Origin of the sequence: Aeromonas veronii bv. veronii (genome assembly GCF_000820225.1) — a bacterium.
Lineage (GTDB): Bacteria > Pseudomonadota > Gammaproteobacteria > Enterobacterales > Aeromonadaceae > Aeromonas > Aeromonas veronii.
Genome location: NZ_CDDK01000037.1, coordinates 90,088 through 111,574, shown reverse-complemented (window position 1 = coordinate 111,574; position 21,487 = coordinate 90,088). Strand labels below are relative to the sequence as shown.

The following is a 21,487-nucleotide window of genomic DNA, read 5'->3' as shown; positions in this document are numbered from 1 at the left end:
TAATCAGGGAGTTACCATGAGCGAGACCCAAATCTACCACAATCCGCGCTGCTCCAAGAGTCGCGAAACCCTGGCCCTGCTGGAACAGCACGGGATCGCCCCTGATGTGGTGTTCTATCTGGAGCAGGCCCCAAGCGAAGATGAGATCCGCAACCTGCTCTCTCTGCTCGGTTTTAGCGATCCCCGCCAGCTGATGCGCACCAAGGAGGATCTCTACAAGGAGCTGGGATTGGCCGGTGTCAGCGGCGATGCCCTCGTCCGCGCCATGCATCAGCATCCCAAGCTGATCGAGCGTCCCATCGTCATCAAGAACGGTCAGGCCCGTATTGGTCGGCCGCCGGAGCAGGTGCTGGAGATCCTCAAGTGAGCACCCGCTTCGCACGTTGGCTGACTCTGGTCGGCTTCTTCGGCCTGCTGTGCTGGGTCATCCTCTGGCATCTGTGGCTGTCGCCCCATCCGGACCTCAACCCCTGGCTGCTGCCGGTGATCTGGACGGTGCCGCTGCTCTTCCCTCTCAAGGGGATAGTGCAGGGCAACCCCTACACCCACGCCTGGGGCAACTTCGTGTTGATGCCCTATTTCCTCCACGCCCTCACCCTGATCACCACGGATGAGGGGGAGCGGTGGCTGGCGGTGGTGGAGCTGGTCTTCACCACTCTCGCTTTTGTCGGCACCATCTATTACGCCCGACTGCGTGGTCGGGAGCTGGGCTTAAGCATTCGCAAAAAGAAAGACGAAGCCAACTGATGACAAACGCCCCGCAAGGGGCGTTTTTTATGGGGAAGCAGCTCTATCCAGAGGGATCACTGTGGCCCTTGGGCTGCCCGATATTGGGCCAGCTGCTGCTGGCTAAAGTCCATCAGCGCGGGATAGAAGCGCAGAAATCCCGCCTCGCATGTTTGCCACTGCGACTCATCGAGGGTCAGTAGCGCCTCTCCCAGTTGTACCGGGCGGCGCAGTCGGCGACCTATGCCATTCAGCGCTTGCCCCAGCCCCTCCCTGTGGCGGTAGGAGGCGATCCAGTTCTGCTCGGCCATCCGCTTGAGGGGAAGCGGCAGTCCATCCTGCAGGCGTGGGTGATCCGCCAATAGCTGCTCATAACTGCGTTGCAGGAAGCGGGGCAGGGGCTCGGTACTGAACAGCTCCCAGTGCTGGCTCAGCCAGTGGTCGTAGATCATATCCACCACTATGCCGCCAAAGCGGCGCCAGGGGGCCTCGAAACAGGCGACGGCCGCCTTGTGCTCGGGGTGGCTGTCGGTGAAGGCATCAATTTTGCGGTGCAGCCAGATCCCCTCATCGAAGTGGGCGGCAAGCCCCGTGGGCAGCGTGCCTTTGACGAAATCGCCGAGCAGATTGCCGGTGAGGGAGCTTCGGGTGTGGGCAGCCAGATGGAGATGGGCCAGAAAATTCATCGGTCGCTGTGTGTCTGTTATGGGATGGCAAGGTGCTTCGAGCCTAACGGATCCCGCCTGCCTTGACCATGATCGGGATTTTGCTACTGCCAGGTGGCTGCCTCTTGCCGGGCAAAATTCGGGCGTGCTAAGGTGATGCCATCTTTGTCACAGGACGCGACAAACCACCATGATGCGCAAAGCCAGAGGCTTTTTTCTGGCCTTCTACTTCAAGCCTTTCTATCTCTCCGAGTGGTTCGACGAATAGATCGAACCTCTGGAGCAGTTCACTGACGCCCGCTCGGGCGTGATCTCGCTCATCCAGATTTTGCCGCTTTTGGTCATCGCATGCTTTCGCCTGCGGTGCCTTGTCCGCGCCTGTGCGCTTTTTATGTAATGGAGTACTCATGATGAAGATCAGACTGACCCTCTCAGCCCTGTTTGTTGCCAGCCTGCTGGCCACCCCCGCCATGGCCAAGGAGTGGAAAACCGTGCGCTTCGGGGTGGAGGGGGCCTACCCGCCCTTCTCCTGGACCGATGCATCGGGCGAGATCAAGGGGTTTGATATCGATCTCGCCAACGCCCTGTGTCAGCAGATGGCGGTCAAGTGCGAGCTGGTGGCGCAGGATTGGGACGGCATGATCCCGGCCCTGTTGTCGCGCAAATACGATGCCATCATCGCCGCCATGTCGATCACCGACGAGCGGCGCCAGAAGGTCGATTTCACCGAGAAATATGCCCATATTCCCAATCGCTTTGTGGCGGCCAAGGGGACCGAGCTGACGCTGACCCCGGAAGGCATGGCGGGCAAGCGCATCGGGGTGCAGCGGGCCACCACCCACGACAAGTACCTGACCGACAATTTTGGCTCGAATGTCACCATTGTCCGTTACGGCAATGCCGATGAGGCCTATCTCGATCTGAAAGCGGGTCGGGTGCTGGCCCTGCTGGCCGATGCCTCTGCCATCGAGCAGGGGCTGCTTGGCAAAGAGGGGGGCGACAAGTTCGACTATGTGGGGCCCGCCCTGACCGATCGCCAGTGGTTTGGTGATGGCATGGGGATCGCCGTGCGCAAGAGCGATAAGGAGCTCAAGGGCAAGCTGGACGAGGCGATCAAGGCCCTGCGTGCCAATGGCATCTATCAGCAGATCAACCAGAAGTACTTCAAGTACGATATATATGGTGGTTGACGGGGGGAGGGAGCTTGCTCCCTCTCTTTTCATTGGGCAAGCGACAATCGTGCAAGGAGGATCGCCATGTTGACCCTGATCGAGGGGGCCGAGATCTTCAGCCCTACCCACCTTGGCCAGCAGGATCTGCTGGTGGCTGATGGCCGTATCGCCTGGATGGGCAAGGGGTTGACGGTGCCCACAAACTGGCCGCTGCATCGGGTCGATGGTCGTGGCCGCTATCTGGTACCCGGGCTGGTGGATCCGCTGGCCCATATCACCGGCGGTGGCGGTGAGGGGGGCTTTGCCTTTCGCACCCCGGAGCTGGCGGCGAGCGAGGCGCTCAAGGCAGGTGTCACTACCCTGGTGGCGGCGCTTGGCACTGACAGCCTGACCCGCACCCCCGCGCAGGTGCTCGGCAAGGTGCGCGAGTTTCGCGCCGCCGGGGTGAGCGCTTTTATGTATACCGGCTCCTACCATCTGCCGGTCAAGACCCTGACCGGCACGGTGGAGTCGGACATCATCCTGATCCCCGAGGTATTGGGGGTGGGGGAGGTGGCCATCAGCGACCACAGATCCAGTGCGCCGACCCACGACGAGCTGGCCAGGCTTGCCAGCGAGGCGCGGGTGGCCGGGCTGCTTGCGGGCAAGAGCGGGGTCAGCTTCTTTCATGTCGGGGATGGCAAGGGGGCATTGGCGCCCCTGCGGGCCCTGCGCGATGAGACCGATATTCCGCTGCGCCAGCTCTATCCCACTCACTGCAACCGCAACCCCTGGCTCTTTGCCGAGGCCATCGAGTGGGGCAAGGCGGGAGGCTGGGTCGACCTCACCACCTCGAGCTTTCCCGATCTGCTGGAGGATGGCGAGCGGCTTGCCGCCGATGCGTTTCTCGAGCTGCTGGCCGCCAATGTGCCTGCTGATCGCATCACCTTCAGCTCGGATGCCAACGCCAGCCTGCCGCGCTTTGATGGCGAAGGGCGGCTAATCGAGATGCGCTGCGGCCAGATTGCCAGCCTGTGGCAGCAGTGCGTGCGCGCGACCCGGCTCGGTGTCTCGCTGGAGAGGGCGTTGGCCGCGGTGACGAGCAATCCGGCACAGGCGCTGGGGCTCGGCAGCAAGGGGCGTATCGGGGTCGGGCAGGATGCGGATCTGCTGCTGGTGCACGACCGGACGTTTGCTATCGAACGGGTTATGAGTGGCGGCCTGTGGCGCGAATAAGGCTGCGAGCAATATCGCAGCCAGTGCGTGGTTGCTCCAAACAGCAAAAGCCCGACAACAAGGTCGGGCTTTTATCTGCAATGTGGAAATCAGGCTTAGATCGCCAGAAACCCGAGGATCAGGATGGGGCCGAGCAGGCTCAGGATAAAGCCGGAGACAATGGCCACCGGCACCACCTGAATGCCCCCTGATTTCTGGATGACCGGCAGGGTGAAGTCCAGCGCCGTGGCGCCGCCGTAACCGATGGCCGCCGAGGGGTGGCGACGCATCAGGACCGGGATGATCAGAATGGCGATAAGCTCACGCCCAAGATCGTTGATAAAGGCAGCAGAACCGAGCACCGGCCCCAGTTTGTCGGCCACCAGAATGCCGGAGAGCGAATACCAGCCGAAGCTCGAGCTCATCGCAAGACCATGGGCAAAGGGCATGCCCAGCAATTGGGCCGCCAGCAGGCTGCCCAGCCAGCTGCTGAGGATGACGGTGGCGGCTATCTTCATCCCCCAGGGGTTGAGCAGGATCTGGCGCAGCCGCATGCCGGAGTTGCGCATCTGCACCCCGATGAGAAACAGCAGCAGCATCAGGGCCCACTCGCTCCACTTGTCGATGGGCAGGGCGCGCAGATCCACCAGTAGGCCCAGCAGCACACCGCCGAGTACCACAAAGCAGAGCTGCAGGGATTCCCACAACAGGTGTAACTTGCCCGGCATCTTGGCATCGCTCGCCTCGTGGGTCGGCGGCGTGCGTTTGTCGAGCCACCAGAGGGCCAGCAGGTTGCAGACCGTGATCGCGGTCAGCATCACCCCGGCGACCTTGAAGATCACCGCCAGATTGCTGCCCAGGTTCTCCACATAGGCAAGCCCGAGCCCCATCAGAAACAGAATGAGGTAGACCATCTTGCCCAGACTCTGGTTGACCAGCTTGATCAGTCGGGCAGAGGAGAGGGGAACCAGATAGCCGATTGCCAGTGGCAACAGGATCAGCAACACATTGAGCAGCATCGAGGCCTCGATCACAAAAACTGATAAAAACACCACCTTATCATTACTTATTGGCTCTGTGTCACATATCTCTCGCTTTCATGGCCGAAAACAGCCCTTTTAGGGGCGGATTGTTACTTTTTTGCCACAACCTCTCTGTTTGAAAAGGTTCTGTGCGAGCCCGAGTGCACCAATGAAATCAAGTCGATCCGATCGGGGGGCCGATATTTCGCTCGGCAAGGGGGTGCATAAAGCCATTTTGGTGCCGGTTTGGCACACATCACGCTTTTCTCTTGCCACTGATATGATTGGGGTATAAAAAGGCGTTATCGGAATAGCCATTGAAACGGCTGTTTATGCAAACAAAGTGCTGAAAAATACGCAAAGAGCGAATAAAAATAGAGCGAATCCCCTGAAGACCCTCGTTCTGTATTGTTTTTTCACTATCCGGGTGATATTTTCGCTGAAGGTTGCCATCGGTTAACTTTTTGTTAAATGGACGATGGTTGAGTCACGCCCCCTGCGGCGTCTAGGGACAGACAAGGTTGTAATGGATGAGCGACGTTGCCGCACTGGAAGTACGTGATCTGCACAAATATTTTGGCACCCACGAAGTGCTCAAGGGCATCGACATGACCGCCCACAAGGGGGATGTGATCTCCCTTATCGGCTCCTCCGGCTCGGGGAAGTCGACCTTTCTTCGCTGTATCAATCTGCTCGAAACCCCCTCATCCGGCACCGTCTCGCTCCATGGCGAGTTGATCCGGATGAAAACCAGCCGCGCCGGCGAGCGGTTGCCTGAGGATATGCGTCAGGTGGAGCGGATCCGCAGCCGACTGGCCATGGTGTTTCAAAGTTTCAATCTCTGGTCACACATGACCATCATGCAGAACATCATCGAAGTGCCGATCCAGGTGCTCAAGGTGCCTCGCGCCGAAGCACTGGCCAAGGCAGAGCAACTGCTCAACCGGGTTGGACTCTGGGAGCGGCGCGACTACTATCCCGGCCACCTCTCCGGTGGTCAGCAGCAGCGGGCCGCCATTGCCCGTGCGCTGGCGGTAGAGCCCGAGGTGATGCTATTCGATGAACCCACCTCGGCGCTGGATCCCGAGCTGGTAGGGGAGGTGCTCGGCCTGATGCGCGAGCTGGCTGAAGAGGGGCGCACCATGCTGGTGGTGACCCACGAGATGTCGTTTGCCCGGGATGTATCGAACAAGGTGATGTTTCTGCATCAGGGGCGGGTGGAAGAGGAGGGCAACCCCAAGGAGATTTTCGCCCATCCCAAATCCGAGCGGTTCAAGCAATTCATCTCCTCCATCTACTGATGGCGGGATGCCTGGTTACCCAATCAACTGTTTTATCAAGGAGAGATACATGAACAAGCTGATGCTGGCGACAGCCGTAGTTACTGCCCTCGCGTCCGGTAGCCTGATGGCCAAGGAGTGGAAAGAGGTCCGGATCGGGGTTGAGGGTGCCTATCCCCCCTTCTCCTGGACCGAGCCCAGTGGCGAGGTGAAAGGCTTTGATATCGACATCGCCAACGCCCTGTGCGAAGAGATGAAAGTGAAGTGCACCCTGGTTAAGCAGGACTGGGACGGCATCATTCCGGCGCTGTTGTCGCGCAAGTTTGACGCCATCATCGCCACCATGGACATCACCGAAGAGCGCAAGAAGAAGGTGGACTTCACCCAGAAGTACCAGCACATTCCGGCCCGCTTTGCCGCCAAGAAGGGCACTGACGTGCAGCTCGACAAAGCCTTTATGGAAGGCAAGTCCGTCGCGGTGCAGCGTGCGACCTCCATGGATACCTTTATTACCGACAACTTCCCCAATGCCACCATCAAGCGTTACGGCACCGCCGATGAAGCCTATCTCGATCTGAAATCCGGTCGTGTCGACTATGTACTGGCCGACTCTGCCGCCATCACCGACGGTCTGCTGAAGAAAGAGGGCGGTGATGCCTTCGAATTCGTCGGCCCGAAACTGACCGATCCCAAGTGGTTTGGCGAGGGTGCCGGTATTGCGGTGCGCAAGGCTGACAAGGATTTGAAAGAGAAATTCAACGCCGCCATTCTGGCGCTGCGTGCCAACGGCAAGTACAAGGAAATCAACGACAAGTACTTCGAGTTCGACGTATACGGCGAGTAAGTCCAAAGACGTCTACGGCAAGTAACGACAGGTTGATCCCGTCAGTAGTCATCGGGCCCGTCATCTCCCTGAGGGAGTTTACGGGCCCGCATTGATTGCAATGGAGTTGCACATATTTCATTCGGACTGCTATGGAGCCTTCTGGTTAGCAGGTGCGTGAAGATTCAGTGGCGATGGAGCTGCATATGTTTGATTTGAAAGGATACGAAGCCTCGCTGCTGGAGGGCGCCTGGGTCACCCTGGAAGTGGCGCTGGCCTCCCTGCTGCTGGCGTTGCTGCTGGGGATGCTGGGGGCGCTGGCCAAACTCTCTCCCTACAAGTGGGCTAGGGCCATCGCCACTGGCTACACCACCATCATTCGCGGCATCCCCGATCTGGTGCTGATGATGCTGCTCTTCTTTGGCGGCCAGGTGCTGATCAACGGCATCTGCACCTGGGTCAACGAGACTTACAACAGCTGGCTACTGGAGAGTAATCCCAATCAGGAGTGGGTCTCCCTGCTCCCGGACTATATCGACATCAGCCCCTTTGTGGCCGGTGTCGCGACCATCGGTTTTATCTTCGGCGCTTACATGACCGAGACCTTTCGCGGCGCCATTCTGGCGGTGGACAAAGGCGAGCTGGAGGCAGCACGGGCCTTTGGCATGCGGGCAACCCAGGTGTTTGTGCGGATCCTCTTCCCCCAGATGATGCGACACGCTCTGCCCGGGTTTGGCAACAACTGGCTGGTGCTGCTGAAAACCACCGCGCTGGTCTCCATCATCGGCCTCGATGACATGGTGCGCAAAGCCTCGTTGGCGGCGGGCTCGACCCAGCAACCCTTCACCTTCTACATGGCGGTGGCGCTGATCTTCCTGATCTTCACCGCAGTCTCCACCTCGGCACTCAAGTGGGCCGAGCGTCACTATGCCATCAAGACGAGGTAAGCCATGGATTTCTCAATCATTCTCAAAGAGTGGCCCACCTACTGGGAGGGGCTTTATACCACCGTCTGGCTGGTGGCCCTCTCTCTGATCCTTGGGTTGATGCTGGCGGTGCCCATGGGCATCCTGCGCAACAGCCGCAACTGGCTGATCAAGGGGCCAATCTGGGCCTATATCTACTTCTTTCGCGGCACCCCGCTGCTGGTGCAACTCTTTATCATCTACTACGGCGCCGCCCAGTGGGAGTGGCTGAAGAACAGTGCCGCTTGGTCGCTCTTCTCCGAAGCCTGGTTCTGTGCTCTGCTGGCCTTCACTCTCAATACCGCCGCCTATACCGCCGAGATCGTGCGCGGGGCGGTACACAATATGCCGCGCGGCCAGATTGAGGCAGCCAACGCCTTTGGCATGACCCGCTGGCAGACCCTGACCCGGATCATTTTGCCCAACTCGTTTCGTCGGGCACTGCCAGCTTATAGCAACGAGGTGATCTTCATGCTGCAAGGCTCGGCGGTGGCGGGCATCATCACCATCGTCGATCTGACAGGCGCGGCGCGGATCATCAACTCCCGCTACTACAGTCCGTTCGAGGCGTTTTTGACCGCAGGGCTGCTCTATATGCTGCTCACCTTTGTCATCGTCTGGCTGTTCAAGAAGTGGGAAGCGCGCTGGCACGCTCACCTGCGTCCGCGCAATGTGTAAGGTGTGATCTGCCAAGATGAGCGAAAATGGCTCCGCCTGTTGCAGGCGGGGCCATTTTTTATCTTCATCCTCTGCCCGCCCGGTTTGCCAAATGGCGGACGAGCAGGGAGAATGCAGCACTCCCGAGCGCCGCCAGTCGTTGGCTGTGAGCCTTATTCCCCAGTTCCCGAGGTTTTATGTACCGGATATTGTTTGAGCATCCCGCTTTCCTGGTTATCGACAAGCAGCCCGGCATCGGCATGCACGACGAGAAGGACGACGGTGAGGCGGTCAATCCGGGACTGGTCAATCGCGTGAAGGCCGATACCGGGCTCACCCTCTATCCGGTACACCGGCTCGACAAGATGACCTCCGGGCTGGTGCTGCTGGCTCGCACCACAGAGGCGAACCGCGAACTGAGCATGGCCTTTGCGGCCCGTGAGGTGAGCAAACAGTATCTGGCGCTCTCCGATCGCAAACCGAAGAAGAAGCAGGGCTGGGTGAAAGGGGATATGCAAAAGGGGCGCGGCGGCAGCTGGATGCTGGTGCGCACACTGGATAATCCTGCTATCAGCTGGTTTGATTCAGTGTCGGTGCGCGAGGGGCTGCGGCTCTATCGCATCAAGCCCCAGACCGGCAAGACCCACCAGATCCGGGTTGCCCTCAAAAGTATCGGCGCCCCCATTCTCGGGGATAAGCGCTATGGCGGTACGCCCTCCGATCGCGGCTATCTGCACGCCTGGCGGCTCAGCTTTACCCTTTCGGGCGAGCCGTTCGACTTTGTCTGTCCGCCCGATGTGGGGAGTGAATTTGTTACTCCCGAGCTCATGGTCGCCATCTCAGCCCTTGCGCCCTGATGCTTATGCGCCCAGCGTCTGACACCATTATCTATTCAGCGAAAGAGCGTGATCCTGACGGACGTGCACCGCGCTGGATCCTGGCCGACTTTGACGACACATTGGCTTCAGGCGACAGCCACGCCGGTTTGCTGCGCTATATTCTGCGCCGCCGGATCTGGCCGCTGCTGCTGTTGCCAGTGATTGCGCTGGGTGGCTTGGTCTATCTTCTTCCCAGCCAGCGGCGGCGAGGTATCTCCCTTATCTGGTGGGCCATCTCGTTGGGGCTTTCTCCTTTGGGCTGGCGCAAGCTGGTGCGCGCCTATTGCCGCACCAGGCCGGGGCTGTATCGTCAGGCTCGCGAATTGCTGCAAAGCGAGGGCGCGCGCTGCTGGGTGATCTCCGCCAGTCCCTGCGCGCTGGTGCGAGCCCAGCTCTATCAGCAACTGCCCGGCCAGTTGCCCCACCGGATCATTGGCTCGCAGATGCACTACCGTTTTGGCGGCCTGATGCCGCGCTTCTATTGCCACGGTCAGCACAAGCTGCTGCCGGAGATTTGCGCCCTCGATGCCGAGCTGGCCTTGAGCGACAGCCTGCACGATCTGCCGCTGCTGGGGTTGGGGAAAGAGGCGTGGTTGATCAATCCGACGCCTGTGCGACTGCAAAAGGCCCGGGTCTGCTTGCCCCATCTGATGGTCAAAAACTGGCAACTGTAATGCAAAGCTGACAGCCATGCGGGTCGTCACCGTTTGATCCGCAAGGCTGTGGCTTGAATGTCACAATCCATTTACATCTTTTGCTGCCAGCTGCGAAAAACAATCTGCAACCCGCCTCTTCTCTTCCTGCTACGCCCTGCTTCTAATGAAACAAGTTGTTAACACTTGCCGCACCGCGGGGTGCTGCAATCCGTTTTAACCGAATCAAGAGCAAGGAGCGCCCGATGAATGCCACCTCTTCCGCCACCCACACCATCAATCCGTTAGGCACTGACGGTTTCGAGTTTGTCGAGTACACGGCCCCCGATGCCAAGGGGATTGCCGCTCTCAAGAGCCTGTTTGTTTCGCTCGGGTTTGCCGAGGTCGCCAAGCACAAACACAAACAGTGCTGGCTCTACCGGCAGGGGGATATCAACTTTGTGGTCAATGCCGAGCCCCACTCCCAGGCGGAGCAGTTTGCCAGCCTGCACGGACCGAGCGTTTGCGGCATGGCATTTCGGGTGAGCGATGCGGGTAAAGCCCAGCAGTACGCCATCGCCAAGGGGGCCAAGCCTTTTGTCGGCAAGATTGGCCCGATGGAGCTCAATATTCCCGCCATCTACGGTATCGGCGAGAGCACTCTCTCCTTTGTCGACCGCTATGGCGACAAGGGCTCCATCTATGATGTGGATTTTGTCTTCTACCCCGACTGGCAGGCCCGGATGGCGGAGGTGGATGCCGGTCTTATGGAGATCGATCACCTGACCCATAACGTGCATCGCGGCAATATGGATGTCTGGTCCAACTTCTATGAGCGGATCGGCAACTTTCGCGAAATTCGCTACTTCGATATCGAGGGCAAGCTGACCGGGCTGCACTCACGCGCCATGACCGCCCCCTGCGGCAAGATCCGCATCCCCATCAACGAGTCGGCGGATGACAAGTCCCAGATTGAGGAGTACCTGCGCCAGTACAAAGGGGAGGGGATCCAGCACATCGCCATGGCCTCCAGCGATATCTACCACACTATCCGCACCCTGCGCAGCCGCGGTACCGGCTTTATGCCGACCCCGGATACCTACTACGAGAAGGTGAATAGCCGGGTCGAGGGGCATCAGGAGGATCTGGCGGCCCTCAAAGAGCTGCGCATCCTCATCGACGGCTCCCCCACCAAGGACGGCATCCTGCTGCAGATCTTCACCGATACCGTGATTGGCCCGGTCTTCTTCGAGATCATCCAGCGCAAGGGCAACGAAGGGTTTGGTGAGGGCAATTTCAAGGCGCTGTTTGAATCGATCGAGCTGGACCAGATCCGCCGCGGCGTGCTGGATGGCGGCGAGGATGAGAAGGGTGCCCGCAAAGAGGGAGCGAGCGATGCGTAACTGGATTAACTTCCCCCATCGGGAGGGGACCCACTCCCGGCAAGCCCATGCCGACCTGCCGGAGCAGGCCATCTATGAGCGCGAGCTGGGGCGAAGCGGCTTTTTCGGCCCGGCTACCCACATGCACCACAAGCATGCCCCCACCGACTGGAGCAGTTGGGAGGGGCCGCTGCGGCCACGGCTGTTTGACTTGAATGCCCTGCAGGAGGAGGTAAGCTCGCTCTCTCCCTGGGTGGCTCCCGACATTCTCAGCAACCCCCACTGCCGCTATCGCATCTGGCGGCTCTCCGAGGCAATGCCGTTTCTGGTTCGCAACGCCGACGGTGACGAGCTGCTCTTTATCCACGAAGGGAGCGGAGAGTTCTTCTGCGACTACGGCCACCTGACTCTTCGCGATGGCGACTACGTGGTGATCCCCCGCGGCACCATGTGGCGCATCGAGCCGACGGCGCCCCTGTTCATCCTGATGATCGAGGCGACCAACGACAGCTACCAGCTGCCGGATAAGGGGCTGGTGGGCAATCACGCCATCTTCGACCCGGCGGCGCTCGATGTGCCCGCCATCAATGAACGCTTTTTAGCCCAGCAGGATGAGAATCCCTGGTCGTTGCAGGTGAAGCGCCACGATCAGGTGTCGGTCATCACCTGGCCGTTCAACCCGCTGGATGCACAAGGGTGGCACGGGGATTTGTGCGTGGTGCGCCTAAACTGGCGGGATATCCGCCCGCTGATGAGCCATCGCTACCATCTGCCGCCGTCGGCTCACTCCACCTTTGTGGCGAGCCGCTTCGTGATTTGTACCTTCGTGCCGCGCCCCATCGAAAGCGATCCCGGCGCCCTCAAGGTGCCCTTCTATCACAGCAATGATGATTACGACGAGGTGCTCTTCTACCACGCCGGGGACTTCTTCAGCCGGGACAATATCGAGCGGGGCATGGTTACCTTCCACCCTGCCGGTTTCACCCACGGCCCCCATCCCAAGGCGTTTGCGGCGGGGCAGGCCTATGCCAAGAAGTTCACCGACGAGGTGGCTGTGATGCTAGACACCCGCGATGCGCTGAACGTCGGTAGCCTGTGTGAAGGGATCGAGAACACCCGGTATGTCTCCAGCTGGCAGCGCCTGGGCGCGGCTGCCGGCAAATAAGGAATCGCTTATGAAATTGGCAACATTGAACAATGGCAAGCGCGATGGCGCTTTGGTGGTGGTGAGCCGGGATCTGACCCGTGCGGTACGGGTGAGCGAGATTGCCCCGACTTTGCAGGCCGCCCTCGATGAGTGGGCCGAGGTTGCCCCCAGGCTGGAGGTTGTCTATCAGCAGCTGAACGAGGGCCGTGTGGCCGAGGCGTTCCCCTTTGACGAAGCGTCTTGCCTCTCTCCGCTGCCGCGCGCCTATCAGTGGGCCGATGGCAGCGCCTACGTCAACCATGTGGAGCTGGTGCGCAAGGCCCGCGGCGCCGAGATGCCCGAGAGTTTCTGGCACGATCCCCTGATGTATCAGGGGGGCTCCGACAGCTTTTTGGCTCCCCGTGGGCCGATTGCCATGGGTTCGGAAGTGTGGGGGATCGATTTCGAGTCGGAGGTGGCCATCATCACCGACGACGTGCCGATGGGGGTAAGCGCGCAGGAGGCCGCCAGCCACGTCAAATTGCTGATGCTGGTCAACGATGTGAGCCTGCGTAACCTCATTCCGGGCGAGCTTGCCAAGGGCTTTGGCTTCTTCCAGTCCAAACCGTCCAGCGCCTTCTCGCCGGTGGCCATCACCCCGGATGAGCTGGGGGATGACTGGCGCGATGGCAAAGTGCATCTGCCGCTTCTGACTCACCTCAATGGTGCGCTGTTCGGTGCGCCCGAAGCCGGGGTGGACATGACTTTCAACTTCTTCGAGCTGATTGCCCATGCGGCCAAGACCCGTCCCCTTGGTGCGGGCTGCATCATCGGCTCGGGTACCGTCTCCAACTACGATCGCAGCGCCGGTTCATCCTGCATCGCCGAGCGCCGCATGCTGGAAATTCTTGATTGTGATCAAGCTATAACCCCCTATTTGCAGTTTGGTGATAGAGTGTCGATCGCGATGGAGGATCGCTCTGGCCAAAACCTGTTTGGCACCATCTCTCAACAGGTGGTGCCAGCGAGCGGTCAGGGAGGTTAGATGACCAGCGCCGGTTGGCGGCAAGGATATTCGGGATATGTCCGGATCACGACGAGCCCTCAACCGGTGCCGGATACACAAGGAGGCAGGTGGCGAGCACCTGCCGGGCTTCGGGCCCAGATAAGATGCAGGGACAGATTATGTTGCAGTTGTTTGGCTATTGGCGTTCGTCGGCAAGTTTTCGGGTGCGGATCGTGTTGCAGCTCAAGGGGCTCGCCTACGAGCAGCATCCCATCAATTTGCGGCAAGGCGAGCAGAGCGAGAAGGCCTATCGCCGGATCAACCCGCAAGGGCTGGTGCCGTTTTTGGTGGATGGCGATGTGCAGATCGGTCAGTCGGTCGCCATCATGGAGTACCTTGACGAGACCTATCCAGCCTACTCTCTGATGCCCTCTTCCCCCGACGCGCGGGCCCGAGTGCGCCAGATCGTCAACATGATCGCCTGCGATATCCACCCGCTCAACAATCTGCGGGTACTCAACTATCTGGAAGAGCACTTCAGGGCCAACAACGAGCAGGAGGCCCGCTGGTATCGCTACTGGATTGACGAGACCTTCACTGCCCTCGAACAGCTGTTGATGACTACCGCCGGTGTCTACTGCGTCGGCAACGAAGTGACCCTGGCTGACTGCATGCTGGTGCCTCAGGTCTACAACGCCCGCCGCTACGACATGACCCTGGACGATTACCCCACCATCCGCCGCATCGTCGCCAACTGCGAACAGTTGCAAGCCTTTATCAAGGCGGCCCCTGCCAACCAGCCGGATGCGCAGTGACCTACTGACTTGAATCGCGGGATGGCGTCAGCACGCCATCCCGCGCGTTATATCTCCTCATCTCTTTATTTCCCTTCTGTATGCGCCTTGCGTGCCTCGTGTTGACGGCTGAATGTCGCCAAGGATCCTGCACTTGTCACACTTATCAATATTTTGCATCGATTGAGTCTTTATTGTTGGTGTTTTGGGCTGCCAGTCACACTCAAGTCAGTTGATTGGGCCTAGTATCGCCACGCCAGTGGAACAGCGGAAAGCAGAAATGCGCACAGGTCGCCTATCAGGGGGCCTTGGCTACCTCCCTGGTTTCCACGGTTTATCCGCACTGCTCTTTTTCGTGTTTACGGTTTGATGGCCCGCACTGTCCGGCCCGTGTCACCGCGCAGATCCCTGTGACAGCGGAAGGTTGACTGGCGCGCCACCGCTTATTTGCAACCACTCTGTGCAACAAGGAGATCTCATGCATTCCTTCAAAAAGTGCGTCGTCGCACTCTCCATCAACCTTGCTCTCTTCTCGTCGGCGTTCGCCTGTACCACCTTGCTGGTCGGCAGTGAAGCCAGCGCCGATGGCTCCATGATGGTGGCCCGCAGCGCCGACAGCGATGCCCTGAAAGCCCAGCATTTCGTGATCCATCCGGCCAAGCAGGGGCAGAGCGGTATGCACAGCTCCAAGGCTCACAACGGTGCTAATGATTTCCGCTATCCCTTGCCGAAAAACTCCCTGCGCTATACCACGGTACCGAACTGGAAGACCCAGCTGCACGGCGCCACCGGGTTCAATGAGAAGGGAGTAGGAGTGAGCGGCACCGAGTCCATTTTTGCCTCACCCGAAGCGCTTGCCTTCGACCCCTATGTGGAAGAAAAGGGGATCACCGAGGATGATATTCCCGATGTGCTGCTCTCCGGGTCCACATCGGCCCGCGAGGCGGTCGCCCTGCTGGGCAACATCATCGAGACCATAGGTGCGGGAGAGGGATTTGGCGTCGCCGTGGTGGATGATAACGAGCTCTGGTATCTGGAGACTGCCACCGGCCACCACTGGATGGCGCAGCGCTTGCCGAAAAATCACTACTTTGCCACCGGCAATCAGGGCCGCCTGCAGCAGTACGATCCGGCCAGTGCCGACATGATGGGCTCGAAAAATCTGATTGAATTTGCCACCGAGAAGGGGCTCTACCATCCGCAAAAGGAGGGGGCGTTCAACTTCTCGAAAGCCTATACCCGCGATGACGAGCGGGACCGCACCTATAACGATCCGCGAGTCTGGACCATCCAGCAGATGTTCAACCCCTCGCTCAAGCAGGCGGTGGATGCTGGTCGCCAGTTCCCGGTCACCCTCTCCCCCGAGAAGAAGATGACGCTGGAGGAGGTCAAGGCGGTGCTGCGCAATCACTATGACGGCACCGAACACGATCCCTACAGCAAGGGGTTGAACGGTCAGGAGCCGTGGCGCCCTGTCAGTGTGTTCCGCACCTACGAGTCCCACGTGATGCAGGTACGCCCCTGGATGCCGCGTGAGGTGGGGGAGGTGACCTATGTGGGCCTCGGCATGGCGGATCTGACCGCCTTCGTTCCCTACTACAGCGGTCTGGAAGCCTATCCGGCGCACTATGCCATGGGCAGCGACAAGGCCGACAGCGACTCCATCTACTGGAAATATCGCAAGCTGCAGACCCTGATAATGACCGATTACCCCAAATTGGCCCCCATGGTGAAGCAGGCTTACCAGAGTTGGGAGGCGAAGATCGCCAAAGAGCAGAAAGAGATGGAAGCCAACTATCTGAAAACGGTCAAAACCGACAAGGTTGCCGCCAACAGCATGCTCAACGACTTCAATTTGCGGGTGATGCAGGAGGCCGAAACGCTGACTGAAGATCTCACCAACCAGATCTTTACAGTGCGCACCCAGGATATTCAGGCCGATATCTTCTTCGCCAACAAGGCGAAAAAGGATTAACCGCGACGCACTCATCATGCCAAAGAGGGGGCTCGACGGTCAGCCTGAGCGGTCGCCGGGCAGATCGGTTTATCTGATCACTTTCCCACTATCGATGCCGGAGCCTGTGCTCTGGCATTTTTCCTTTATGACATCCCGCCAATGTGTCTGGCCCGGGTAGTGGATTTCGCTACCCGATACGAAAGCAGAGACTTTCATTCAGGTTTTTATTTCGCCTTTCAGCATATCAGGCATGTGATCAGCTACCCACTTTTGGTTATCTGATGGCTTTTATGCAGCTTTTCTGTGTTATTTATCACTACCCATTGATTCGACTGTGATGGGCACTCTCTTTATCCATCTCATTTTTTCTCGTTAATCCAAGGCGTTATCGCTTCATCAGACGGCTGTTTGCAGAAAAAGGCGGCTGCTTTCTGAATAAGGCGACCGCGCCGCCGGATCTCGTCACGGCATCATATCCGTCACTACTCACAGGACTACCGCAATGCATATTGTCGACAGATTTTTGGGATACACCGCCATCAATACCACCACCAATCGTGAAGCGGGCGCCGCCGGGGTAATGCCCTCCTCCCCGGGGCAGCGGGTGCTGGCTGACAAGGTGGCGCAGGAGCTGATCGCCCTGGGGTTGACCGTGGAGGTGGCGGATAACGCCATCCTGACCGCCACACTTCCTGCCAATGTGGCGGGGGATCTGCCCACCGTGGCCTTCTTTGCTCATCTCGATACCAGTGCTGAACACACCAACGATACCCATGCCCAAGTAGTGGCCTATAAAGGGGGCGATATCTGCCTCAATGCCGACCAGCAGATCACCCTGCGTCTGAGCGAGTTCCCCGAGCTGGCCAACTATGTCGGTGATCGGATCATCGTGACCGACGGCACCAGCCTGCTGGGGGCCGATGACAAGGCGGCCATCGCCGCCATCGTCAATGCGGTTGCCTATCTGCAGGCACATCCGGAGATCCCCCACGGCACCATCAAAATTGGTCTGGTACCTGACGAGGAGCAGGGATTGCGCGGGGCCAAGGCGTTCGATACCGAACGTTTTGGCGCTGACTTCGCCTATACCCTCGACTGCTGCGGGATTGGTGAGCTGGTCTATGAGAACTGGAATGCGGGGGACGCGGAGTTTGTCTTTCACGGTGCCTCGGCCCACCCCATGTCGGCCAAGGGCAAGCTGAAGAACTCGCTGCTGATGGCGCACAAGTTTATCGCCATGCTGCCGGGGGGCGAAGCGCCCGAATATACCGAGGGGCGCGAGGGTTACTACTGGGTCAAGCAGATGCAGGGCAACAGCGCCCAAACTGTGCTCAAGCTGGATGTGCGCGACTTCACTCAGGATGGGTATCAGCAACGAATGACCCTGCTCGACACTCTCGGCAAGAGCTGTCAGGCCCTGTGGGGTGAGCAGAGCGTGAGTTACCACTTAAGCGATCGCTACAGCAATGTCTTCAACAGCTTGCAGGGGGAGAACCGCTATCCCATCGAACTGGCCCTGGCCGCCTACGAGACCCTTGGGATCACCCCAAACCCCATCCCGATGCGCGGTGGTTATGATGGCGCCGTGCTCTCCCAGAAGGGATTGCCTTGCCCGAACCTCTTCACCGGTGCCCACAACTTCCACTCCATCTACGAGTACCTGCCGGTCAGCTCCCTCGAGGCGGCTAGTGCCGTGGTGATCGAGATAATCAAGCTCACCCACGCCCGTTTCAGCCGCTAAGGAGTCGTCATGTTTCAGGTAGTTATTGCAGTGCTGGTCATCGTGCTGGTGGCCAGACTGATCCTCAAAGGCTATCGGGCCGAGCCGGTGCTGTTTGCCGCCGGTCTGGTGCTGATGGTGGCAAGCCAGCTGGCAGGGTGGGGGAGTGTGCTACCCAAAGGGGTCGAGAGCACCGGAATTACCCTGTTTGACCCCTTCGAGGTGATGCGGGATCTCTTCAGCTCGCGGGCGGCCGATCTGGGGCTGATGATCATGTCGCTGATGGGCTTTGCCCATTACATGGATCATATCGGGGCCAACGATGCGGTGGTGCGCATTGCGATTCGTCCGCTGCGCCGATTGCGCTCCCCCTATGTGTTGCTGTTTTTTTCCTATCTGCTGGCCAGCGCGCTGCAACTGGCGATCCCCTCGGCGACTGGTCTGGCGGTACTGTTGATGGCGACCCTGTTCCCCATCATGGTAGGGCTTGGCCTCTCTGCGGCCTCGTCGGCTGGGGTGATTGCTACTTCCCTCGGGGTGGCCTATACCCCGACTGCTATCGACGCCATCCGTGCAACCGATGCGGTGGGCATGGGCCACAACGTGATCGAGTATGTCTATACCTATCAGGGCCCCGCTGCGCTGGCGACCGTGCTGGTGGTGGGCTTGATGCACGTATTCTGGCAGCGGCGCTGCGATCGGCTCGATGGGCACCAGCATAAGGGGGCCGCAGTGGTGGATGAGTCGGCGAAAGAGGTTGGTGTACCGGGTTTTTATGCCATCTTGCCGATGTTGCCCATCATCATGGCGGTGGGGTTCTCCTCCCTGTTTGTTGATCACATCAGGCTCAACGTCACCACCATAGTGATGATCTCGATGTTTATCAGCATGGTGGTGGAGGCAGCCAGAACCCGTGACATGAAGCAGGTGTGCGGTGGTTTCAGCCACTTCCTCAATGGCATGGGGTCAGCGTTCAGCAACGTGGTGGGGCTGCTGGTGGCGGCGGGTATCTTCGCCCACGGCATCAAGGTGCTGGGGGTGATCGATATCATGATTGTCGGCGCCGAGCATGTGGGTCTGCCCGCATTTGCCATGGCCATCGTCTTCGCGCTGGTGACCCTGGCCGCCGCCATCATCATGGGCTCCGGCAATGCGCCCTTCCTCGCCTTTGTCGAGCTGATCCCGCAGATCGCGGCCAGCATGGGGGTCAGCACAGCCGCCATGATCCTGCCGATGCAGCAGGCCTCCCACATGGGGCGCGCCATGTCGCCAGTTTCCGGGGTGATTATCGCCGTCGCCAGCGGTGCCAAGCTGACGCCGTTTGCGGTGATCAAGCGTACCTCTGTGCCGCTGATGGCGGGCTTTGTCTTCCATACCCTGATCGTGGGGAGCTTCTATCTGTAACTGCCCCTTCGGTTATCAGGAGATGAAATAACCAAAAGCCCTTCACCATTGTGAAGGGCTTTTTGCATCGCGTTATGTTGCTTGCAGTGGGGGGCGTCCAGCTAAAAACGGTACTCGATATGGAGGGTATGGCTGTCCAGCCCTGGGTTCTTGTCATACATATAGGCGTTGGACATGTGCTCATACTGATAACCGATCAGCCAATTCTTGGTGATGGCGTAACCGAGGCCGATACCCAGGGCGAACTGGAAGGGGCCGCCGTAATCCTTGTAGCCGTGGCCGCGAGTGCCAAATTGGTACTGATCGAGCCAGACCATTTCGCCGGGGAGCCATGTCACCCAGTTACCCCATTGGCATTCGATACGGGCGCCGCCCCCCAGTCTGGCGGTCTCTTCATCTTCTACCTTGAGCGTCCCGGCACGTACCCCCAGTCCAAATTGACAGCCTGAGTCTCCCCAGCGCCAGAACATATGGTGGAACTTGGCATCGGCGATTTTAATGTCGAGCTTTTCCTTGCTGAAGGCCTTGCCAAGCTGCAGTACCACGACATTGTCATTTGCCATTGCAGACGGACTGGCGAGCAGAGCTGTCAGCAGGCAGATCCTTGATAGAGTGTTAGCGTCCATGCCCCCTCCTGTCTTATTGCTACCTGTTTCACTGCTGATTCAATCGAACACATATCAGGCATAGACAACGGGCAAGAGTCTTGTCAATTTGTGATAGAAAACTAAAAAAATACATGTTGGCTAATTAATGGTCTATCACGTGCTTTCCATTCGGCTGGATTTTGGATGCTGCGCCCGCTTTGTTCGTTACTTGAACAGTCTGGTTTCGTGAGGAGATGAAGTCGGATCAATGCGTTTAATTTTATTAAACTAGTGATTTGATTACTTGGTATATCTGGAAGGCATCTATGAGTGTTACTATCTTGCAACAGCTCCCATACATCATTGAGGTTTATTTTGCAATAGGCTCAGCTCTCAAAAATAGATAAAGTTATGGTGTCATAGCATAATTAAGAACTCTCTAAATTGGATGTTTTCTCGTCATTAATCCTTGCGTAATTAAATCTCAATTGTTACTAGTAGTTTGATGATTCATAAGTCATGTAAAAACAAAAGCTTACTTGACCTCTTATGCAAGATGGTCTCTATGGTCGGTGATTATTGAGCCTTGACTCAATCGTGGCTGATTGATACGATTCGCGAAAAAATAAAATAAGCATGATGTACGTCACATAATGGCGCTCAATGCACGGGTTGGATGTTTACTGCGCAATCTATGCTGTTGGTTTTTTAATCGGCAGTGCTCGCTATTACCCCCCCGTTTTATTTTTCTCATTCAATTTGCCTGCTTTTTGTCCGGAAATTTTTCATTGCCGTGCGGTAGCTATGTCTATTCACTTTAGTGGCAATTGTCGTGCGGTAGCCATGCATATTTTCATGGAAACCATGGGTTCGTTGCTTGCTCTTTGCTTTTCTTCGCGCTCGTTGCCGCAAGTTAAGCCAAGCCTCCCGTACACAGGCATCGTATGCGGCAAATTCAACTTGCCAATCAGAGCGTCATCTCGGTCTAACGGAGCGAAATGCGTCTGCCTGTCTTGTTTCATTTCCTCAAAAGCTCGCTTCCGCCAAGCATTTACGGAACACTATTGCGCATCTCGCGATACGAACTAATGGAAAATCTTGATACATGAACAATGTCACTCCGCTCCTGGCGGCCATCTTCGCCATTTCACTCGGTGGCTGCGCATATCAACCTAAGCAGGTCGAGGCATCTCGTCCCTTGGTTAACCCGGTTGATATGAATGCACAGCCAGTTATGCCAAGCGCTGTACAACAGGCGCTCAATACGCTGCCTCAGGGCTCGGCGTTCACCCATCACGACACCACATTTACGCTAGGGAAGCGTTATGTCTCGGCGCTTGGGCGTGAGTGTGTCGAGCTGATTTACAGTCAGCAGCAAGGGCACCAGCAACGCAGTGCAGCTTGCAAGAGTGCTGAGCAGTGGTACCAGGTTCCTCAATTGGATCAGGCATCTTTGGGCAATCTGTTTGCCAGGTAACAACGCGAAAGGGTTAGGTT

Annotated in this window: 22 protein-coding genes; 18 read left to right on the top strand and 4 right to left on the bottom strand. The window is 58.3% G+C overall.

The annotated features are described in order from the left end of the window. Positions 1-16 precede the first annotated feature (16 nt). Both arsC and BN1139_RS15850 read left to right on the top strand, forming a co-directional pair. The gene (arsC, locus tag BN1139_RS15855) at positions 17-367 is read left to right on the top strand and encodes an arsenate reductase (glutaredoxin) (protein ID WP_005352924.1); all 351 of its coding nucleotides are present in this window, start codon (positions 17-19) and stop codon (positions 365-367) included. After that, positions 364-747 carry a DUF2069 domain-containing protein gene (locus tag BN1139_RS15850; RefSeq protein ID WP_005352922.1) on the top strand — a complete coding sequence of 128 codons (384 nt, stop codon included), beginning with the start codon at positions 364-366 and terminating at the stop codon, positions 745-747. Before arsC ends, BN1139_RS15850 begins: the two co-directional genes overlap by 4 nt. A gap of 56 nt (positions 748-803) precedes the next feature. Here the strand turns inward: BN1139_RS15850 and BN1139_RS15845 are convergent, their stop codons facing one another. After that, positions 804-1,412, bottom strand: a complete 609-nt coding sequence (locus tag BN1139_RS15845) for an acyl carrier protein phosphodiesterase (RefSeq protein WP_005352920.1) — start codon at positions 1,410-1,412, stop codon at positions 804-806. 127 nt (positions 1,413-1,539) lie between these two features. Continuing rightward, positions 1,540-1,800, bottom strand: coding sequence for a hypothetical protein (locus BN1139_RS21460; protein WP_143231930.1), 261 nt, complete (start codon positions 1,798-1,800; stop codon positions 1,540-1,542). Here BN1139_RS21460 and BN1139_RS15840 point away from each other — a divergent pair. Together BN1139_RS15840 and iadA are read left to right on the top strand one after the other, a co-directional pair. Beyond that, positions 1,799-2,581 carry an ABC transporter substrate-binding protein gene (locus BN1139_RS15840; RefSeq protein ID WP_005352918.1) on the top strand — a complete coding sequence of 261 codons (783 nt, stop codon included), beginning with the start codon at positions 1,799-1,801 and terminating at the stop codon, positions 2,579-2,581. The two genes, BN1139_RS21460 and BN1139_RS15840, sit on opposite strands and share 2 nt — an antisense overlap. A gap of 66 nt (positions 2,582-2,647) precedes the next feature. Continuing rightward, positions 2,648-3,778 (top strand): beta-aspartyl-peptidase, encoded by a 1,131-nt coding sequence (iadA, locus tag BN1139_RS15835; RefSeq protein ID WP_005352916.1) that lies wholly within the window; start codon positions 2,648-2,650, stop codon positions 3,776-3,778. A 95-nt stretch (positions 3,779-3,873) separates the two neighbouring features. On the opposite strand, the gene BN1139_RS15830 is transcribed toward iadA, so the two are convergent. Continuing rightward, positions 3,874-4,776, bottom strand: a complete 903-nt coding sequence (locus BN1139_RS15830) for a LysO family transporter (RefSeq protein WP_005352914.1) — start codon at positions 4,774-4,776, stop codon at positions 3,874-3,876. A gap of 533 nt (positions 4,777-5,309) precedes the next feature. On the opposite strand from BN1139_RS15830, the gene BN1139_RS15825 reads away from it, so the two are divergent. From BN1139_RS15825 to dcuC, 13 genes are all read left to right on the top strand, one after another. Beyond that, complete coding sequence (locus tag BN1139_RS15825) at positions 5,310-6,080, top strand: ABC transporter ATP-binding protein (protein WP_005337310.1); 771 nt, start codon at positions 5,310-5,312, stop codon at positions 6,078-6,080. A 49-nt stretch (positions 6,081-6,129) separates the two neighbouring features. Beyond that, positions 6,130-6,903, top strand: coding sequence for an ABC transporter substrate-binding protein (locus tag BN1139_RS15820; RefSeq protein WP_005337307.1), 774 nt, complete (start codon positions 6,130-6,132; stop codon positions 6,901-6,903). A 185-nt stretch (positions 6,904-7,088) separates the two neighbouring features. Further along, on the top strand, positions 7,089-7,829 hold the full coding sequence (locus BN1139_RS15815) for an ABC transporter permease (protein WP_005352911.1): 741 nt from the start codon (positions 7,089-7,091) through the stop codon (positions 7,827-7,829). 3 nt (positions 7,830-7,832) lie between these two features. Then, positions 7,833-8,525 carry an ABC transporter permease gene (locus tag BN1139_RS15810; protein WP_005337302.1) on the top strand — a complete coding sequence of 231 codons (693 nt, stop codon included), beginning with the start codon at positions 7,833-7,835 and terminating at the stop codon, positions 8,523-8,525. Between the two features lie 176 nt (positions 8,526-8,701). Beyond that, the gene (locus tag BN1139_RS15805) at positions 8,702-9,361 is read left to right on the top strand and encodes a TIGR01621 family pseudouridine synthase (RefSeq protein ID WP_005352909.1); all 660 of its coding nucleotides are present in this window, start codon (positions 8,702-8,704) and stop codon (positions 9,359-9,361) included. Further along, positions 9,361-10,056, top strand: a complete 696-nt coding sequence (locus BN1139_RS15800) for an HAD family hydrolase (RefSeq protein WP_005352901.1) — start codon at positions 9,361-9,363, stop codon at positions 10,054-10,056. Before BN1139_RS15805 ends, BN1139_RS15800 begins: the two co-directional genes overlap by 1 nt. 224 nt (positions 10,057-10,280) lie before the next feature. Then, positions 10,281-11,417 carry a 4-hydroxyphenylpyruvate dioxygenase gene (gene hppD / locus BN1139_RS15795; RefSeq protein WP_005352890.1) on the top strand — a complete coding sequence of 379 codons (1,137 nt, stop codon included), beginning with the start codon at positions 10,281-10,283 and terminating at the stop codon, positions 11,415-11,417. Then, the gene (locus BN1139_RS15790; RefSeq protein ID WP_005352886.1) at positions 11,410-12,561 is read left to right on the top strand and encodes a homogentisate 1,2-dioxygenase; all 1,152 of its coding nucleotides are present in this window, start codon (positions 11,410-11,412) and stop codon (positions 12,559-12,561) included. The genes hppD and BN1139_RS15790 overlap by 8 nt, the downstream gene beginning before the upstream one ends. Before the next feature lie 10 nt (positions 12,562-12,571). Then, positions 12,572-13,567 (top strand): fumarylacetoacetate hydrolase family protein, encoded by a 996-nt coding sequence (locus BN1139_RS15785; RefSeq protein ID WP_005352883.1) that lies wholly within the window; start codon positions 12,572-12,574, stop codon positions 13,565-13,567. A gap of 140 nt (positions 13,568-13,707) precedes the next feature. Next, the gene (gene maiA, locus BN1139_RS15780; protein ID WP_005352879.1) at positions 13,708-14,343 is read left to right on the top strand and encodes a maleylacetoacetate isomerase; all 636 of its coding nucleotides are present in this window, start codon (positions 13,708-13,710) and stop codon (positions 14,341-14,343) included. A 457-nt stretch (positions 14,344-14,800) separates the two neighbouring features. After that, a complete protein-coding gene (locus BN1139_RS15775) occupies positions 14,801-16,297 on the top strand; it encodes a C69 family dipeptidase (protein WP_005352877.1) in 1,497 nt (498 codons plus the stop codon). Between the two features lie 484 nt (positions 16,298-16,781). After that, positions 16,782-18,020 carry a peptidase T gene (gene pepT / locus BN1139_RS15770; RefSeq protein ID WP_005352874.1) on the top strand — a complete coding sequence of 413 codons (1,239 nt, stop codon included), beginning with the start codon at positions 16,782-16,784 and terminating at the stop codon, positions 18,018-18,020. Between the two features lie 9 nt (positions 18,021-18,029). Further along, positions 18,030-19,403, top strand: coding sequence for a C4-dicarboxylate transporter DcuC (gene dcuC / locus BN1139_RS15765; RefSeq protein WP_005352872.1), 1,374 nt, complete (start codon positions 18,030-18,032; stop codon positions 19,401-19,403). A 101-nt stretch (positions 19,404-19,504) separates the two neighbouring features. On the opposite strand, the gene BN1139_RS15760 is transcribed toward dcuC, so the two are convergent. After that, positions 19,505-20,029, bottom strand: coding sequence for an acyloxyacyl hydrolase (locus BN1139_RS15760; RefSeq protein WP_005352869.1), 525 nt, complete (start codon positions 20,027-20,029; stop codon positions 19,505-19,507). A 1,066-nt stretch (positions 20,030-21,095) separates the two neighbouring features. Between BN1139_RS15760 and BN1139_RS15755 the strand changes: the two genes are divergently transcribed. Next, positions 21,096-21,467, top strand: a complete 372-nt coding sequence (locus BN1139_RS15755) for a hypothetical protein (RefSeq protein ID WP_005352866.1) — start codon at positions 21,096-21,098, stop codon at positions 21,465-21,467. Positions 21,468-21,487: the final 20 nt, after the last annotated feature.

Excerpts from the sequence above, each read along its gene's own strand:
- arsC (WP_005352924.1), top strand. The coding sequence starts at position 17 with ATGAGCGAGACCCAAATCTACCACAATCCGCGCTGCTCCAAGAGTCGC.
- BN1139_RS15845 (WP_005352920.1), bottom strand. The coding sequence starts at position 1,412 with ATGAATTTTCTGGCCCATCTCCATCTGGCTGCCCACACCCGAAGCTCC.
- BN1139_RS15840 (WP_005352918.1), top strand. The coding sequence starts at position 1,799 with ATGATGAAGATCAGACTGACCCTCTCAGCCCTGTTTGTTGCCAGCCTG.
- BN1139_RS21460 (WP_143231930.1), bottom strand. The coding sequence starts at position 1,800 with ATGAGTACTCCATTACATAAAAAGCGCACAGGCGCGGACAAGGCACCG.
- iadA (WP_005352916.1), top strand. The coding sequence starts at position 2,648 with ATGTTGACCCTGATCGAGGGGGCCGAGATCTTCAGCCCTACCCACCTT.
- BN1139_RS15830 (WP_005352914.1), bottom strand. The coding sequence starts at position 4,776 with ATGCTGCTCAATGTGTTGCTGATCCTGTTGCCACTGGCAATCGGCTAT.
- BN1139_RS15825 (WP_005337310.1), top strand. The coding sequence starts at position 5,310 with ATGAGCGACGTTGCCGCACTGGAAGTACGTGATCTGCACAAATATTTT.
- BN1139_RS15820 (WP_005337307.1), top strand. The coding sequence starts at position 6,130 with ATGAACAAGCTGATGCTGGCGACAGCCGTAGTTACTGCCCTCGCGTCC.
- BN1139_RS15815 (WP_005352911.1), top strand. The coding sequence starts at position 7,089 with ATGTTTGATTTGAAAGGATACGAAGCCTCGCTGCTGGAGGGCGCCTGG.
- BN1139_RS15810 (WP_005337302.1), top strand. The coding sequence starts at position 7,833 with ATGGATTTCTCAATCATTCTCAAAGAGTGGCCCACCTACTGGGAGGGG.
- BN1139_RS15805 (WP_005352909.1), top strand. The coding sequence starts at position 8,702 with ATGTACCGGATATTGTTTGAGCATCCCGCTTTCCTGGTTATCGACAAG.
- BN1139_RS15800 (WP_005352901.1), top strand. The coding sequence starts at position 9,361 with ATGCTTATGCGCCCAGCGTCTGACACCATTATCTATTCAGCGAAAGAG.
- hppD (WP_005352890.1), top strand. The coding sequence starts at position 10,281 with ATGAATGCCACCTCTTCCGCCACCCACACCATCAATCCGTTAGGCACT.
- BN1139_RS15790 (WP_005352886.1), top strand. The coding sequence starts at position 11,410 with ATGCGTAACTGGATTAACTTCCCCCATCGGGAGGGGACCCACTCCCGG.
- BN1139_RS15785 (WP_005352883.1), top strand. The coding sequence starts at position 12,572 with ATGAAATTGGCAACATTGAACAATGGCAAGCGCGATGGCGCTTTGGTG.
- maiA (WP_005352879.1), top strand. The coding sequence starts at position 13,708 with ATGTTGCAGTTGTTTGGCTATTGGCGTTCGTCGGCAAGTTTTCGGGTG.
- BN1139_RS15775 (WP_005352877.1), top strand. The coding sequence starts at position 14,801 with ATGCATTCCTTCAAAAAGTGCGTCGTCGCACTCTCCATCAACCTTGCT.
- pepT (WP_005352874.1), top strand. The coding sequence starts at position 16,782 with ATGCATATTGTCGACAGATTTTTGGGATACACCGCCATCAATACCACC.
- dcuC (WP_005352872.1), top strand. The coding sequence starts at position 18,030 with ATGTTTCAGGTAGTTATTGCAGTGCTGGTCATCGTGCTGGTGGCCAGA.
- BN1139_RS15760 (WP_005352869.1), bottom strand. The coding sequence starts at position 20,029 with ATGGACGCTAACACTCTATCAAGGATCTGCCTGCTGACAGCTCTGCTC.
- BN1139_RS15755 (WP_005352866.1), top strand. The coding sequence starts at position 21,096 with ATGAACAATGTCACTCCGCTCCTGGCGGCCATCTTCGCCATTTCACTC.